At 42.6% G+C, this 14,506-nt stretch carries 12 protein-coding genes; 7 read left to right on the top strand and 5 right to left on the bottom strand.

Going from position 1 to position 14,506, the window contains the following annotated elements; all coding sequences use genetic code 11:
• The first annotated feature begins 83 nt into the window (after positions 1-83).
• Both relB and HXT32_RS05975 read left to right on the top strand, forming a co-directional pair.
• Positions 84-320 (top strand): type II toxin-antitoxin system RelB family antitoxin, encoded by a 237-nt coding sequence (gene relB / locus HXT32_RS05970; RefSeq protein ID WP_041160461.1) that lies wholly within the window; start codon positions 84-86, stop codon positions 318-320.
• Positions 304-570 carry a type II toxin-antitoxin system RelE family toxin gene (locus HXT32_RS05975; protein ID WP_012913788.1) on the top strand — a complete coding sequence of 89 codons (267 nt, stop codon included), beginning with the start codon at positions 304-306 and terminating at the stop codon, positions 568-570. Before relB ends, HXT32_RS05975 begins: the two co-directional genes overlap by 17 nt.
• Before the next feature lie 95 nt (positions 571-665).
• On the opposite strand, the gene valS is transcribed toward HXT32_RS05975, so the two are convergent.
• From valS to HXT32_RS05995, 4 genes are all read right to left on the bottom strand, one after another.
• A complete protein-coding gene (valS, locus tag HXT32_RS05980) occupies positions 666-3,449 on the bottom strand; it encodes a valine--tRNA ligase (RefSeq protein ID WP_415685049.1) in 2,784 nt (927 codons plus the stop codon).
• A 48-nt stretch (positions 3,450-3,497) separates the two neighbouring features.
• The gene (locus tag HXT32_RS05985; protein ID WP_102703325.1) at positions 3,498-4,985 is read right to left on the bottom strand and encodes an ABC transporter substrate-binding protein; all 1,488 of its coding nucleotides are present in this window, start codon (positions 4,983-4,985) and stop codon (positions 3,498-3,500) included.
• Between the two features lie 130 nt (positions 4,986-5,115).
• A complete protein-coding gene (nth, locus tag HXT32_RS05990) occupies positions 5,116-5,790 on the bottom strand; it encodes an endonuclease III (RefSeq protein WP_415707399.1) in 675 nt (224 codons plus the stop codon).
• The gene (locus HXT32_RS05995; RefSeq protein WP_421783588.1) at positions 5,790-6,581 is read right to left on the bottom strand and encodes a winged helix-turn-helix domain-containing protein; all 792 of its coding nucleotides are present in this window, start codon (positions 6,579-6,581) and stop codon (positions 5,790-5,792) included. The genes nth and HXT32_RS05995 overlap by 1 nt, the downstream gene beginning before the upstream one ends.
• 240 nt (positions 6,582-6,821) lie before the next feature.
• Here HXT32_RS05995 and HXT32_RS06000 point away from each other — a divergent pair, with 240 nt between their 5' ends.
• On the top strand, positions 6,822-7,613 hold the full coding sequence (locus HXT32_RS06000; protein ID WP_004109821.1) for a hypothetical protein: 792 nt from the start codon (positions 6,822-6,824) through the stop codon (positions 7,611-7,613).
• 149 nt (positions 7,614-7,762) lie between these two features.
• On the opposite strand, the gene HXT32_RS06005 is transcribed toward HXT32_RS06000, so the two are convergent.
• On the bottom strand, positions 7,763-8,257 hold the full coding sequence (locus HXT32_RS06005; RefSeq protein WP_004105658.1) for an inorganic diphosphatase: 495 nt from the start codon (positions 8,255-8,257) through the stop codon (positions 7,763-7,765).
• Between the two features lie 304 nt (positions 8,258-8,561).
• Between HXT32_RS06005 and HXT32_RS06010 the strand changes: the two genes are divergently transcribed.
• The 4 genes from HXT32_RS06010 (at position 8,562) to pgl (ending at position 14,501) form a co-directional block, all read left to right on the top strand.
• Positions 8,562-11,000, top strand: coding sequence for an acyltransferase family protein (locus HXT32_RS06010; protein WP_421777236.1), 2,439 nt, complete (start codon positions 8,562-8,564; stop codon positions 10,998-11,000).
• Positions 11,001-11,103: 103 nt separating this feature from the next.
• The gene (gene zwf / locus HXT32_RS06015) at positions 11,104-12,684 is read left to right on the top strand and encodes a glucose-6-phosphate dehydrogenase (protein WP_012913784.1); all 1,581 of its coding nucleotides are present in this window, start codon (positions 11,104-11,106) and stop codon (positions 12,682-12,684) included.
• The gene (locus HXT32_RS06020; protein ID WP_004109831.1) at positions 12,681-13,622 is read left to right on the top strand and encodes a glucose-6-phosphate dehydrogenase assembly protein OpcA; all 942 of its coding nucleotides are present in this window, start codon (positions 12,681-12,683) and stop codon (positions 13,620-13,622) included. Before zwf ends, HXT32_RS06020 begins: the two co-directional genes overlap by 4 nt.
• 54 nt (positions 13,623-13,676) lie before the next feature.
• Positions 13,677-14,501, top strand: coding sequence for a 6-phosphogluconolactonase (gene pgl, locus HXT32_RS06025; protein ID WP_116440326.1), 825 nt, complete (start codon positions 13,677-13,679; stop codon positions 14,499-14,501).
• The last annotated feature ends 5 nt before the right edge of the window (positions 14,502-14,506 follow it).

The following is a 14,506-nucleotide window of genomic DNA, read 5'->3' on the forward strand; positions in this document are numbered from 1 at the left end:
CTTCGCGATTACAACCCATTGGATTGCATTATTCTGAGTGTAAGGTAATATATGTTTTACACGTTTTACATTGGAGATTAAAAATGGTCGCAACAATTACAGGATTAAGAGTACCCTCTAACGTTTTAGATCGTTATGATCAGCTCGCTAAAACCACTCACCGCACCCGTTCATTTTACATGAATCAAGCACTAGAAGCTCAAATTGATGAACTTGAACATGAATATGGTCTAATGGCAGATATTGAAGCATACAAACGTGGAGAATTAGAAACATCCCCACTCGACGACGTGGTGAAGCGCCTTGATTTGGAAGATTAATTTATCTAAAAGAGCTGAAAAACAGCTAGGGAAAATTGACAAAACGATTGCCAAGCAAATCGTTAAGGAGCTTCGCGAAATTAGCAATCTCGACAATCCTCGAATCAGAGGCAAGGCACTAACTGGCAACTATTCGGGATTTTGGAGATATAGAGTAAGGGATTACAGAATAATTTGTGCAATTGAAAATAATGTACTGACCGTTTTTGTTGTGGATATTGACCATCGCAGCAGGATTTATAATAAGTGATTATGCTTAGTTCTTAAATACACAAAAAGCGCTGGAGTCGAAGATTGACTTCCAGCGCTTTTGTTTTGCGATTCATTATTTTCGATTACTTGCAACTACTTCTTTTTTGCAGGAGCTTCGCCGAGTTCGCTTTGAGCAACTGAAACGTTTACGTTAGCTGCATCAGATTCTGCAGAATCAGAAGCAGATTCAGATTCAGAAGCAGAAGCAGAAGAATCTCCAGCAACTGCAGCCTTAACAGCGTTAAGTTTTACTTCTCCAGTAACGCGACCAGCTTCAGCAACGTCATCCAAAGTCTCCTCAACAGCCTTGTAAGCGTTTTCTGCAACGTTCAAAGTTACTTGCAAAATAGGAGTCTTCATAGAAACTTTTGCTTCAGACTTAATCTTGCGCAAAGTAGCCAAAGCTTCACCCGCGTAAGCCAAAGTGTCTGCAGAAACTCCGTTTGCAGCAGACTCATACGCCTTAGCGCATGGCCAGCTAGCACGATGCACGGATCCTTCGCCGTCATGCATCCAGCTCCACACTTCTTCAGTAGCGTAAGGCAAGTAAGGAGCAAGCAAGCGAGCCAAAGCATCGAGTGCAAGACCAAGAGTTGTGCGAGCAGACTTCACAGCAGCTTCACTTGGAGTGCGTCCAGTGGATTCTGCAGTACCGTAAGCACGATTCTTTGCAAGCTCAATGTAATCGTCACAGAACTCCCAGAAGAATGTTTCGATTGCTTCCAAAGCCTTAGAATGCTCGTAAGATTCAAGCGCATCAGTCGCAGTACGAATAACGGATGCAAGCTTTGCCATAACAGAGCGATCCAAAACTTCCGTAACGTCTGCAAAATCCCAATCCGCGCTAGCAGACTCAAGAACCTGATGCTCATCATCTTCGCGACCAATTGCGAGCGCAAACTTCGTAGCATTCAAAAGCTTAATCGCTAAACGTCGACCAATCTTCATTTGACCTTCGTCGTAAGTTGCATCCAAGCCAAGTTTTGCAGAAGTTGCCCAGTAGCGCACAGCATCCGCGCCAAACTCTTCGATTGGTTTATTTGGCACAACCACATTGCCCTTAGATTTAGACATCTTCTTATGGTCAGGATCAAGAATCCAACCAGAAAGCGCAGCATGCTTCCAAGGCAAGCAGCCATTTTCAAGATGCGCACGATCAACCGTACTAAACAGCCAAGTACGAATAATATCCTGGCCTTGTGGACGCAAATCCATTGGGAAAGTAGCCTTAAACAAAGCTTGATTTTCCTCACCAGGCTCTTCCCAACGGGTCACAATTTGCGGAGTTAAGGAAGATGTTGCCCAAGTGTCCATAATGTCTTGCTCAGCAGTAAAGCCGTTTGGCTGGTCGCGCTGAGATTCGTCGAATCCTTCTGGAACATCGATAGTTGGATCGATTGGCAAACGGTCTTCGCTAGGAGTCAAAGGATGCTCGTAATCCACTTCCCCATTTTCGTTTACTGGATACCAAAGTGGGAATGGCACACCAAAGAAACGCTGGCGAGAAATAAGCCAGTCACCATTCAAGCCGTGAACCCAATTCTCATAGCGCACGCGCATAAAGTCCGGATGGAAATTAAGTTCCTTGCCGCGCTCAATAAGCTCAGCATTCAACTTTTCGTCCGTGCCACCGTTCTTTAAGTACCACTGACGAGAAGTGACGATTTCCAAAGGCTTATCACCCTTTTCGTAGAAGTTCGTCATACGCTTTGTTGGCTTTGGATCGCCTTCCATATCTCCAGCTGCTTGCAAAGCTTCAACAACTTCCTTGCGAGCGGAGAACGTGGTTTTACCGGCAATTTTCTCGAACATTTCGCGGCCGGACTCGTCCGTAATCCAATCAGGAGTGGTCATCACAATGCGGCCGTTGCGCTGAATGATTGGTCGAGTTGGAAGATTCAAGTCACGCCACCACTCAACGTCGGTTACATCACCGAAAGTGCAGCACATTGCAATGCCTGCACCCTTGTCCATTTGAGCAGCAGAATGCGCCAAAATTGGAACTTTCACCTTAAACAGTGGAGAATAAACTTCCTGACCAAAGTACTTCTTATAACGCTCATCTTCTGGATTTGCAATCAAAGAGGTGCATGCAGCAAGCAATTCTGGGCGCGTAGTTTCAATATAAATTGGCGTACCATCTTCAAAACGGAACGCAATCTTATGGTAGAAACCAGGATATTCGCGCGATTCAAGCTCAGCCTGAGCAACAGCAGTCTGGAATGTAACATCCCACAAACCTGGAGCATCTTTCTGATACGCTTCTCCGCGAGCAAGATTGCGCAAGAATGCTTTTTGTGCAACTCGGCGAGGCTGCTCACCAATAGTGTGGTAAGTTTGCGACCAGTCCACAGAAAGACCAAGCCTACGCCACAAAGCTTCAAAAAGCTTCTCGTCCTGAGAAGTTAAGCGTTCGCAAAGTTCAATAAAGTTCTGTCGGCTTACAGGAACCTGATCTTTTGCCTCAATCTTCTTACCTTCAGTACCTTCAAAAGGCGGCTTAAAATCAGGGTCATACTTCAACGAAGTATCCACTCTAACGCCGTAATAATTTTGTACTCGGCGCTCTGTTGGCAAGCCGTTATCGTCCCAACCCATTGGGTAGAACACGTCAAAGCCTTGCATGCGCTTATATCGCGCAATGACATCCGTATGCGTGTAAGAGAATACGTGACCTACGTGCAAGTGACCACTAACGGTTGGAGGTGGAGTATCGATAGAATATACGGCCTTACGGTCGCGAGAATTATGGAATGCGTAAGTCTTAGCTTCGTCCCAATTACTACGCCACTTGTCTTCAAGACCATCAACACCAACCTTGTTAGGCAATGGTGTTAAATGTGCGTGTTTTACTGCGTTATTATCCTGTTCACTCATGAACTGAATATTAGAAACTCAGCGCGACAACGCAAATCTTACGCTTTTCTATTTCACCACTATGCTCTGCAATGGCAGAAGCTGATCCGTCATATTTTTCGTATAGCCGCTTACATTAGACTTTACAGCCATAATGCTCTTTCGAGCATATAACCAGTGAGCTGCAGCATTATTGCTTACTTCGCGCGCATATGCACGAGCATTTGCCTCATATTCGTTTGCATTCTTAGAATGAACCGCATCGGTCCAAGCTTGTTGAGCACGCGCGTCTTGCAAAACGAACGGAGAACCGCTTTCTGCAAACATGCCTTCATCTAAAGTACGATTGCTCGTAGTAAGCGCAAGATCATACTTACCTTCACTAATACGCTTACGCATAGTTTGTTGATCAACTTCTTCAAGATTGACCTTAAAACCGCTCACGGAACTAATCTGTTTTGAAAGCTCGCCCCCAACTCCACCTTCGCCCTGTGGAACAAGAAAATTAATAGTTCCTAAATAGCTTGCGCTAAAGTAATGGAACAAAGGAGCAGCTTTGCCTGGATTATAAGGATACAATCCATTTAAATCTTCATAACCAGTTGAAAGAGGATCAATAGGTCCTCCTACTGGAACACCACCATTGCCATCAGCTGCAAGTACAGTTTGCGCATTCAAAGCGTATCTCGCAGCTTTACGAGCCTGCTCATCGCAGAAAATCGACGAAACTGTTGTATTTATTGCAATAAATCGCACTCTTGTGCTCTGACCCTCTACCATTTGCGTATTAGCAACAGCAGCAAGACGCTTATTTTCGTTACCTTCAAGCGGAACTGCCATTTGAATATTGCCCTTTTCCATTGCCTCAGCTAGAGCAGTATCGCTATTGAAATATTGCAAAGTAATACTTGCACAAGAAGCAGGGGTTCCCCAATATTTATCGTTGCGAAGTAATACTAAAGAATTGCCTTTATTGTAGTCACTTACAGTGAAAGGACCTGTGCCAAGAGCAGCACTTGCATAGTCAATCATCGATTTTGTGTCATAGACAATGCCAACACGTCCAGCAAGACGACGTAGAAGTAAAGCATCTGGATTATTAAGTGTAATTACTAAAGTGTAATCATCCGGATTATTAACAGTTTTAATATTTGTAAGTGCACTATAACCAGGATAATTATTTGTGATGCCTTGTTTCAAAGATTGTAATACGGAATTTGAAGTCATCTCACTACCGTTAGAGAAATGCACACCTTGACGCAAATTAAAACGATATGTTAAGCCGTCTTTCGAAATATCCCATGACTTCGCGAGACCTGGTTGCAAACTATTATCATCGCCACGTTTAACAAGAGTTTCGTAAACATTACCAATTAAAGCTTGCTGTAAAGCGTCACTGTCGTCGTTTCTAATATCAAGAGATTCAGGAGCAGTACGTAGACCAACTTTTAGCACTGAGTTACTAGCTGGATGCATTATTGCAGCAAAAGGCGAATGACCCTGGTACATTTGCCATCCACACCACAAAATGCCGCTCATTATTACAGACACAACCACAAACACAACCCATGGTATCCAGTCTGCACTAGTACGAGTATGATATGACCTGGAAGCGTGACACGCATATTTGCCTGTTCTTGACATAACCTACAGTCTATATCAATATCTGAATTGGGAACAACACGCTTTAAATAATTGCCGACGGACATGTTGTATTTAAAGGGCATGAAACACATTTTGGATTCCGAGCAGTGCAAATTTTTCTGCCATGCAAAATAAGTCTATGAGAGAGATTAGTCCACTCTTTAGGAGCAAAATAAGCAGTTATTTCGCGCTCAATAGCAACAGGATTTGGACGATTCTGAACCTTACGCCAACCAAGACGACCTGTAACACGTATTACGTGAGTATCTACAGGAAACCCCGGTAATCCAAATGCGTTGCCAAGAACGACATTGGCAGTTTTACGACCAACACCTGGCAACGATATTAAAGCTTCCATATTTGATGGCACTATACCAGAAAAATTATTAAGCAAACATGCAGATAATGAAATAATGTTCTGTGCTTTTACTCTATAAAATCCGAGAGGGTAAATAATTGACTCAACTTGAGATACAGGAGCAGCAGCTAAAGAACTCGCGTTGGAGAAAATAGAAAAGAGTTCAGGCGTCACGATATTCACACGCTTATCTGTAGTTTGCGCGCTTAATACAGTAGCAATTAGTAGCTCAAATGGATTTTTGAAATTTAATGCACACTTAGGTTCCGGTATTTCTTTGCACAATAAATCGTACTCTGCATAAATACGAGCTAATTTCGCTTGTTTTGATTCTCGCATATTAGAACTTTGATAAATCATTATTGCGCAGACTGCTTATCTGCATCATTTTCAGAATCATCTTCAATGCTGCTTTCGGAAATCTCGCTATTCTCATCTGATTCCGAAGGATCGAAGCGATAGCCAACATTACGCACTGTGCCAATCAAATGTTCATATTCAACACCAAGTTTTGCGCGAAGCCTACGAATATGGACATCTACAGTACGAGTGCCACCGTAGTAGTCGTAGCCCCATACTTCTTGCAACAAATGAGTGCGAGTAAACACCCTGCGCGGATGCTGCACAAAGTATTTCAGCAATTCAAACTCTTTATAAGCTAAATCAACAGGATGACCATGCAAACTCACTGTGTAGCTACGCATATCTACAACAAGATCTCCAGAACGCATAGTTCCATTGTCTGAATTGAAAGAATCATCAATTTCAGAGCCTTGCGAATGCACAAATAAATCATCAGAAGATCCGTGTTGCAAAGAAGCCAAACGCAAACGACCCTCTACTTCTGCCGGAGAAGCATTAGTAAGCACAACATCAGAAATGTTCCACGAAGGATTTACTACAGTAAAACCACCCTCAGTTATAACTAATATGACAGGAACCGTGATATTTGCAACACGCAGAGAAGAACACATTGATTTAGCGAGAACTAAATCCTCACGCGCATCAAGCAAAAGAATGGTTTGTGCAGGTAGTTTTGCCAAACTTGACGTATCCAAAGAAAGTAAACGCACTTTATGAGATAACAAAGTAAGTGAAGGTAAAACTGAAGAGGGAGAAGCACACGAAGTCATCAATGTGATATCAGTCATATGATGCCTCCAACAAACAATTGATGTAGTAGCAAATTCAGCCTTTACAGGAATTGTAAACCATACTGCGAAAAATAGCGATAAGCGCAACACTTGCATTTTCCAAAGATAAAAAATATCAACACAATAAAGCACAGTGCAGGTTATAGGCTACATTAGTAAATAAACAAAGTAATTTGTTAATGTTTTACGGACATATTACGCTTTATAAATATAAAATTACGGCACTAGGGAGTGTGTATGAGCAATGAAACACGTATCTGCAATGACAAGATGCAGAAAAATGATAATTCTTGCGTAAATGTTCAAAAACATACCCGTATACCTAGCATGAACGCATTAGCGATGTTTGTAAGCCAAATTTTTGTTGTAGTACTTCTCGCAATTGCAGCAATATTGCCAATCGCAACAGCAAAAATAACACTTATATTATGCCTTATCATAATGCTTACATTTATAGCGTTGTGGCCACTGCACGGAAATGTAATTGACCGAGCTATTGCATTATGCGCAGGAATTGCTTCTACATGGTTTGCAACCGGAGTATTAAAGGGATGGCTACCAAAAAGCGTCATTATTGATAACGAAACTGTGTCAATGAGTAAGTTCATTGCTGCAATTCACCCTTACGAACGCTGGGCTGTATCTTTTGCTCTAATTCTTGTAGCAGCAACATTTGTAACATTCTTGAGGCAAATGCTGCGCGAGAATCGCACAAATTTAGTACGAAATCTTTCGCACACGCTTACTGCAAGTATTGCTTGTGCAGCACTTCCGGGTTGGCTATTTTTGCCGTCAATTATTAGCTTTATGCCATCGCTTCGCAATTTAGACGGTGGAATACTCGTTATAGTACTGTGCATATTTATGCTAATCGCGCTATCAGGACTTTCATATTTATGGGTTCGCAACAATTATGAAGAATACGAAACTGGAATAGTTTCACACGATATCGCTATTTCTATATTGCCAATAATGCTTTCAGGGATACTCGTGTATATTGCAGGCCTTGGAATGCTAGTAGCTGCTTAAAATTATTAAAAGCGTATGCAACGTTACGTTTTAATTTACTTCTGAAAGCAGCACGCACTTACATAAAAACGTCGAAAACACAGTATGTGTCTTCGACGTTTTATTTATTAACTTTTAATTTTTATTGTTTTACTCATTAAAAGCGAAACTTATTTTTCGCTTTCTTCCAAGCGCTTGCGAGCTGCAACGATCTCCTTCTCAGCCTGCTCAACGCCAGCCCAGAAGTCACCAGGAAGAACTTCCTTACCTGGTTCCAAAGCCTTGTACTGCTCGAAGAAGTGCTTGATTTCAGCCTTGTGATACTCGTTCACGTCATCGATATCCTTGATGTCGTCGAAACGAACGTCCGCTGGAACACACAAAACCTTGTCGTCTCCACCGGCTTCGTCAACCATGTGATACAAGCCAACAGCGCGGCACTCAACAACGCATCCTGGGAACACAGAATTTGGAATCATAACAAGAGCGTCGAGTGGATCGCCATCTTCGCCCAAAGTGCCATCAATATAACCGTAATCATCTGGATAACCCATAGCTGTGAAAAGGGTGCGATCCAAGAATACGCGACCAGTTTCGTGATCCACTTCATACTTGTTCTTAGAACCGCGTGGAATCTCTACCACAACGTTAAAAGTTTCTGCCATATTGGCTCCTTTGATAACTTTAATAACAATTCATATAACTGTTCTATCTCACTTTAGCGCGCACCGACGAACGACAGCAATAGAGCATATAAAACAAAATTTTGTTAACAAATTTCGTTAAATAATAAACGTTTTGTATCACTTACAGAAGTAGCATAAAATCACATATTTCTAACACATCCTAGGCATAGCAACAAGACACGCTTTAAGCTATAAAAGTGTCTCAATACACAGTTACTATTGCTACGTTTTACACACGATATGTTGCATACATTACCAGTATGGTTACCGAAGCGTAGGCAAGATGACAAAAAAAAGATGCGTGAACACTTCCACTGCTTCACAAGCAGGTCAATCCTTCAAAACAAAGAAGGTTCCTGCAGAAAAAAATGCTAGTAAAACGACCTCAACTAATCTTTCAGCAAACGCAAATAATACCGTAGAAAAAACTATTAATAGCGCAAAAGCTGAAAATAAACAATCATCTACTTTACCTACAAATACTGTTTCGAAGCGAAATAAAGCAATAGACGGTTTAAGAGCTCTAGCAATTATTGGTATTGTATGCTTTCATATGCGTCCAAGCCTTCTTATGGGAGGATTCCTTGGAGTAACACTGTTTTTGGTATTGGCAGGATATTTTTGCACGAGATCAGTTCTGCGCTATTTAAACGCAGATGAAAACGCAAAAAATGCAAAAAATATCGAAGATAATAATAAAAATACTCAAGGAATCAGGCATTACTGGGAGTATTTACTAAAGCGCGTAAAAAGAATTTGGCCGCCAACACTTGGAATTATCGCTATAACAGCACCAATTATGTGGCTTTTTTCGCCAAGTCTACTACCAAAGTTACAAGCGGATGCTCTTTCAGGCTCCGGATTCTTTAGCAATATAATGTATGTTGCTCGTAAGCTTTCATATTTTGAACAGTCCGGACTACCTTCTCCTATCAAACATCTTTGGTATCTCGGACTTTTAATGCAGGCTTTTGTTATATGGCCTATTATCCTTGCTGCACTTATTAAATTCGTGCGTAGCAAGCTAATACGCATGTATATCACAGCAGGCTTAGCCATACTTTCTTCTATTCTTACTTTTACTTTTGCCTACTTATTTAACAATTACACAACTCCAGCTCGCGTCTACTATTCTCTAGATACGAGAGCATCAGAATTCTTAATGGGTGCAATGCTAGCAATGTACGGTGCTTGGTTTGCCAAACATTCATTCCACGCGTGGCTTATTCATGCATTACATTTGCTGATGGGCAAAAAGAACATATCGGTCAGCTTAGCTTCATCAGTTAAGTTAGATAGTAATGCAGATAGTAGTGTAGATAATTCAGCACTAACGAAAAAATCAGATAAAGCCTACGCAAATAACGAAAAAGTATTTGCTGAAGATGGAATACCTGCTGACTTGCGCGAAGGATTACAAATTGATTTATCAGATAATAGCGTAGCTCCAGATATACAAGAACTTCCAAATAACGCATTCAATAAGCCAAAAACTGTTTTTTATAATCCACTTCATGCATGGCAGAGATCTTGCATTGGACTGTTGGCAACAATTGTGTTGTGCTGCTGCTTCGTGTATGCAGAAGGCACATCTTCAGTATTTGTTTTTGGCGGATACACAATAACAGCAGCCGCTTGCACACTAATACTGTGGTCTTGCACGCAAACTGATAATATTTGCTCAAGAATATTTGCATGGGCTCCGCTCGCTTATATCGGCAGACGCTCTTTTGCAATTTATTTAGTTCACTTCCCTGTTCTTGAATTATTCAACCCAGCAAATAGAACAACTGCTGTATCTACAGGAGAGCAAGTCTTGCAAGCACTAGTAATAGTTGTACTTGCAGAATGCTTGTATCAATTATTTGAAAAGCCAATACAAGATCAACAATTATTTAAGCTTATTCGCTCTGTCTCACTAACTTTGTGCTGCATAATTATTGTGTCGTTAATTATCTTGCCAGTAAATTGGCAAGATATAGCTAAGCATAGGTCAATGCAGCTTCGCCCAGAATTGACAGCACAAGTAGAGCAATCTTCATCGTCAAATAAAAAACCTACTGCTTTTGACAAAACTAATTCTAAGCAAGAAACAAAAGAAAAAGCAGTTCCAAAAGGTGTGCAAAAGAATGTAGTAAAACAGTCTCTTCCACCTACACCATCGAAGTATCGCATTCTCTTCCCTATTGCGGAAAAAGTTCCACGAAATCTTGTTACTACTCATACGCGGATCGACAAACGACGCAATACTTGTTCCGTAAACTTAACTATGGTTGGAGATTCTATTACTGAAGGCGCTAAACCATATTTGATGCAAGTTATGCCTAACGCTTATATAGATGGAAAAGTGAGTAGACAAATTTTCCACGGAGCTGATGAATACGAGAAAGATATTTCGGTAAAACACGCTGGAGATGTGGTGATTTTCGCTCTTGGAACCAACGGTCCTCCTCATGACGATAGCGTGCTTCAACACATGGTTGATGTCGCAAAAGGTAGACCTGTTTATTTCGTTACCACACGAGTTCCGCAACCTTGGCAGGATGCAACGAACGATAGCTTACGCAAGTTCGCAGCAACTCATCATAATGTTGGCATTATAGACTGGCATGGTTTGAGTAATGGTCACTCGGAATATTTGACTGACGATGGAGTTCACTTAACTCCAATCGGCGGTCCACAATACGCGAAGATGATTCGTTTAGCTGTATGCGGCGGCTGAAAATTAGAGTTATAACGCGCTAAAACTTTTTAATACTGTTATTAAGCATAATAAATTGCGTTTTGCGTGGTGAAAATAGCTACGAAATATTACGATAGTATCTATGACTGAGTTGAGGACACTACGTGATTCGCAAGACGCTGGGGAAAGCGTATCTACTTGGACGAATCCTCTGCGCGATCCGCGTGATTTGCGTTTAGCTCGCATTGCGGGTCCGTGCAGCCTAGTAATTTTTGGCATTACTGGCGATTTAGCACGCAAAAAACTTATGCCAGCAGTATATGATTTAGCTAATCGCGGGCTTTTGCCTCCAGGATTTGGTTTAACTGGTTTTGCGAGACGCGATTGGACGGATGAACATTTCGTAAACTTTGTGCGCGAAAATATTGAGCAGCATTGCAGAACGCCATTTCGTGAGTCAACTTGGATTAATCTCGCTAAAGGCATACGTTTCGTACGCGGCACCTTTGACGATGCGTCCGCGTTTGAGCGTTTAAGCAAAACAGTGAACGAACTTGATCGAGACAGAGGTACTCGCGGAAATCACGCTTTTTACATGTCTATTCCGCCTTCCAGCTTCCCAGTTGTTGCCCAACAGCTTGCAGCATCAGGTCTTTCGCACTCTTCTGAGCATGCTTGGCGACGCGTAATTATTGAAAAACCTTTTGGCCACGATTTAGCAAGCGCACGAGAATTGGATCGCGTCGTTTCTGAAGTTTTTGATCCTAATTCTGTATTCCGAATTGACCATTATTTAGGCAAGGAAACTGTGCAAAACTTGCTGGCTTTCCGCTTTGCTAACGCAATGTACGAGCCGATCTGGAACGCAAATTACGTCGATCACGTGCAAATTACGATGGCTGAAGATATTGGCATTGGCGGAAGAGCCGGATACTACGACGGAATCGGTGCTGCTCGTGACGTGATTCAGAACCATTTGCTTCAACTTATGGCTCTTACTGCTATGGAAGAGCCTGTAAGCTTCCGCGCTAGCGATTTGACTGCTGAAAAAACAAAAGTATTATCTGCAATCCGACTACCTCAAGACTTGGCTGCCAACACTGCTCGAGGACAGTATGCAGCAGGATGGCAGGGCTCTTACAAAGCTGTTGGATACTTGGAAGAACAAGGCATTGATCCTCAAAGCACTACTGAAACGTACGCTGCAGTGCGACTTGACGTTGATACTCGCCGTTGGGCTGGAGTTCCGTTCTACTTGCGAACCGGAAAACGTTTAGGCAAGCGCGTTACGGAAATTGCTGTTATTTTTAAGCGCGCTCCGCATTTGCCGTTTGAGTCTACTGCTGTGCGCGAACTTGGCAGTAACGCTATTGTGATTCGAGTTCAGCCGGATGAGGGCGTTACTATGCGTTTCGGCGCAAAAGTTCCTGGCGGCACAGCTATGGAAGTTCGAGACGTTTCTATGGACTTTAGTTACGGACGCTCTTTTACTGAAAGTTCCCCTGAAGCTTACGAGCGATTAATTCTTGACGTACTTCTTGGCGAACCACCGCTATTCCCAACTACGCAAGAAGTAGATTTAAGTTGGAAAATTCTTGACCCTATTGAGGAATTCTGGAGTTCGCTTGGCACACAACCGCAACCGTATCGCGCTGGAACGTGGGGTCCAGCAGAAGCTGATGCTATGCTTGCTCGAGATAATCGCCATTGGAGATTGCCATGATTATCAACCTTCCTGATACCAATACAAGCAAAATTGCAGCAAAAATCGACGAATTGCACGAAGAGCGCGGCGAATCCGCTACTGGTCGAGTGCTCACTTTGCTTATTGATACAACTCTTAAAGAATTAGAGCATGCACTTGATGCAGCAAACGCAGCTAGTCGCGAGCATCCTTGCCGAGTTATTGCAATGGTTCGAGATTGGTCTAGCGAACACGCTGCTGAGCGCGGTGAAGTTGTGCCAAATCTTGATGCTCAAGTGCGTTTTGGCGCAGATGCTGGAGCTGGTGAAATTATTATTTTGTATCCGCACAACGGTTTAGTTCGTCATCCGGATACGCTTGTTATTCCACTACTCGTGCCAGATGCGCCGATTGTTGCATGGTGGCCAACAAACGCTCCTGAAGATCCTGCTCACGATTTGCTTGGAGCTATGGCAAGTAGCAGAATTACTGACGCACAGCGAGCAGACGATACTCTTAAAACTGTGCAAAACTTGCGCAAAAACTGGTCTCCGCAAGATGCAGATTTGTCTTGGACGCGTTTAACTCCTTGGCGCGCGTTACTTGCTTCTATGCTCGATCAACCTCCACATTTGCCTATTCTTAGCGCGAAGATTGTGGGTCCTACTCATTACGTATCTTTGCACTTACTGGCAGCTTGGCTTAAGAGTAGCTTGCATGTTCCTGTAGAAATAGTTGAAAATCCTGAAGCTCAAGCTATTACTTCCGTAACTTTAGAACGCGAGGATGGCACATTGTCACTCACTCGCCCTGCTGGCGGAGATCAAGCTTTGATTAGTCTGCCTGGACAGGCTGCACAACCTATTGCGCTTCCTATTCGCACTCTGGATGATTGCTTAAGCGAAGAATTGCGACGCATTGATCCTGACGAAATTTACGCGCAGTTGGTGCGAGATAATCCTGCAGAAAATGCGTGAATCATTACGTGAAACAATTCGTGAAACATTTTCAATGGCATAAAAGGAACAACTATGACAAATAATGAAGTTACTTTTGCGCATAACGCAAGTATTTACGGATACGATAATCGCGATGTGCTTGCAGCTGTTGCAGCCCAACGCTTGGTGACTCTTATTATGGAATCACAGAATGATGTGCAAAATCTCAATAAACCATTCCATTTACTTCTTACTGGTGGCACAGATTCAATACGCATGTTCCAAATGCTTGCTAGCAATCCACTTTTACCAGCAATTAATTGGAATTTAGTGCATATTTGGTGGGCAGATGAGCGTTTCGTAGCTTATGATAGCGAGGATCGCAATGCACGCAAGGCTCGCGAAATGTTTCTTAACTTACTTACTTCTAACAAAGCTTTGGCAGAATCTCATATTCACGAAATGCCTGCAGATGAGCGTAATGCGGAGGAAATTGCAGCAGCCAGCGACGCTGAAAATGACGCTATTTTAGATGCTGCAGCGCGCGACTATGAGGAAGAAATTGTGAGCATACTTGGCAAAGAGCCAGTGTTTGATTTAGCAATTCTCGGTATGGGGCCGGATGCGCATATGGCTTCACTTTTCCCAGGATTACCGCAGGTTAATAATCGCGATCGCATTGTTGTTGGAGTAAATCACTCCCCTAAGTTGCCGCCTATGCGCTTAACTCTTACTGTTCCTGTATTAGCTCACAGTCACTGCACTTGGTTTTTGACTGCCGGAGCAGAAAAGGGCGCTGCTTTAATGAATTCACTTTCGGGAGCTAATAATCCTGAATATCCTGCGTCTTTTGCAAACGGAACAGACGAAATCTCTTGGCTAACCACCGCAGAAACTTTGCAAGCTGCAATTAAGTAGCTTTC

It is taken from the genome of Gardnerella sp. DNF00747 (assembly GCF_049262675.1).
Taxonomy (GTDB): Bacteria; Actinomycetota; Actinomycetes; order Actinomycetales; family Bifidobacteriaceae; genus Bifidobacterium; species Bifidobacterium swidsinskii.

Coding starts and splice junctions, on each gene's coding strand:
- nth (WP_415707399.1), bottom strand. CDS start 5,790: ATGATTTATCAAAGTTCTAATATGCGAGAATCAAAACAAGCGAAATTA.
- pgl (WP_116440326.1), top strand. CDS start 13,677: ATGACAAATAATGAAGTTACTTTTGCGCATAACGCAAGTATTTACGGA.
- relB (WP_041160461.1), top strand. CDS start 84: ATGGTCGCAACAATTACAGGATTAAGAGTACCCTCTAACGTTTTAGAT.
- valS (WP_415685049.1), bottom strand. CDS start 3,449: ATGAGTGAACAGGATAATAACGCAGTAAAACACGCACATTTAACACCA.
- zwf (WP_012913784.1), top strand. CDS start 11,104: ATGACTGAGTTGAGGACACTACGTGATTCGCAAGACGCTGGGGAAAGC.
- HXT32_RS06020 (WP_004109831.1), top strand. CDS start 12,681: ATGATTATCAACCTTCCTGATACCAATACAAGCAAAATTGCAGCAAAA.
- HXT32_RS06005 (WP_004105658.1), bottom strand. CDS start 8,257: ATGGCAGAAACTTTTAACGTTGTGGTAGAGATTCCACGCGGTTCTAAG.
- HXT32_RS06000 (WP_004109821.1), top strand. CDS start 6,822: ATGAGCAATGAAACACGTATCTGCAATGACAAGATGCAGAAAAATGAT.
- HXT32_RS06010 (WP_421777236.1), top strand. CDS start 8,562: ATGACAAAAAAAAGATGCGTGAACACTTCCACTGCTTCACAAGCAGGT.
- HXT32_RS05995 (WP_421783588.1), bottom strand. CDS start 6,581: ATGACTGATATCACATTGATGACTTCGTGTGCTTCTCCCTCTTCAGTT.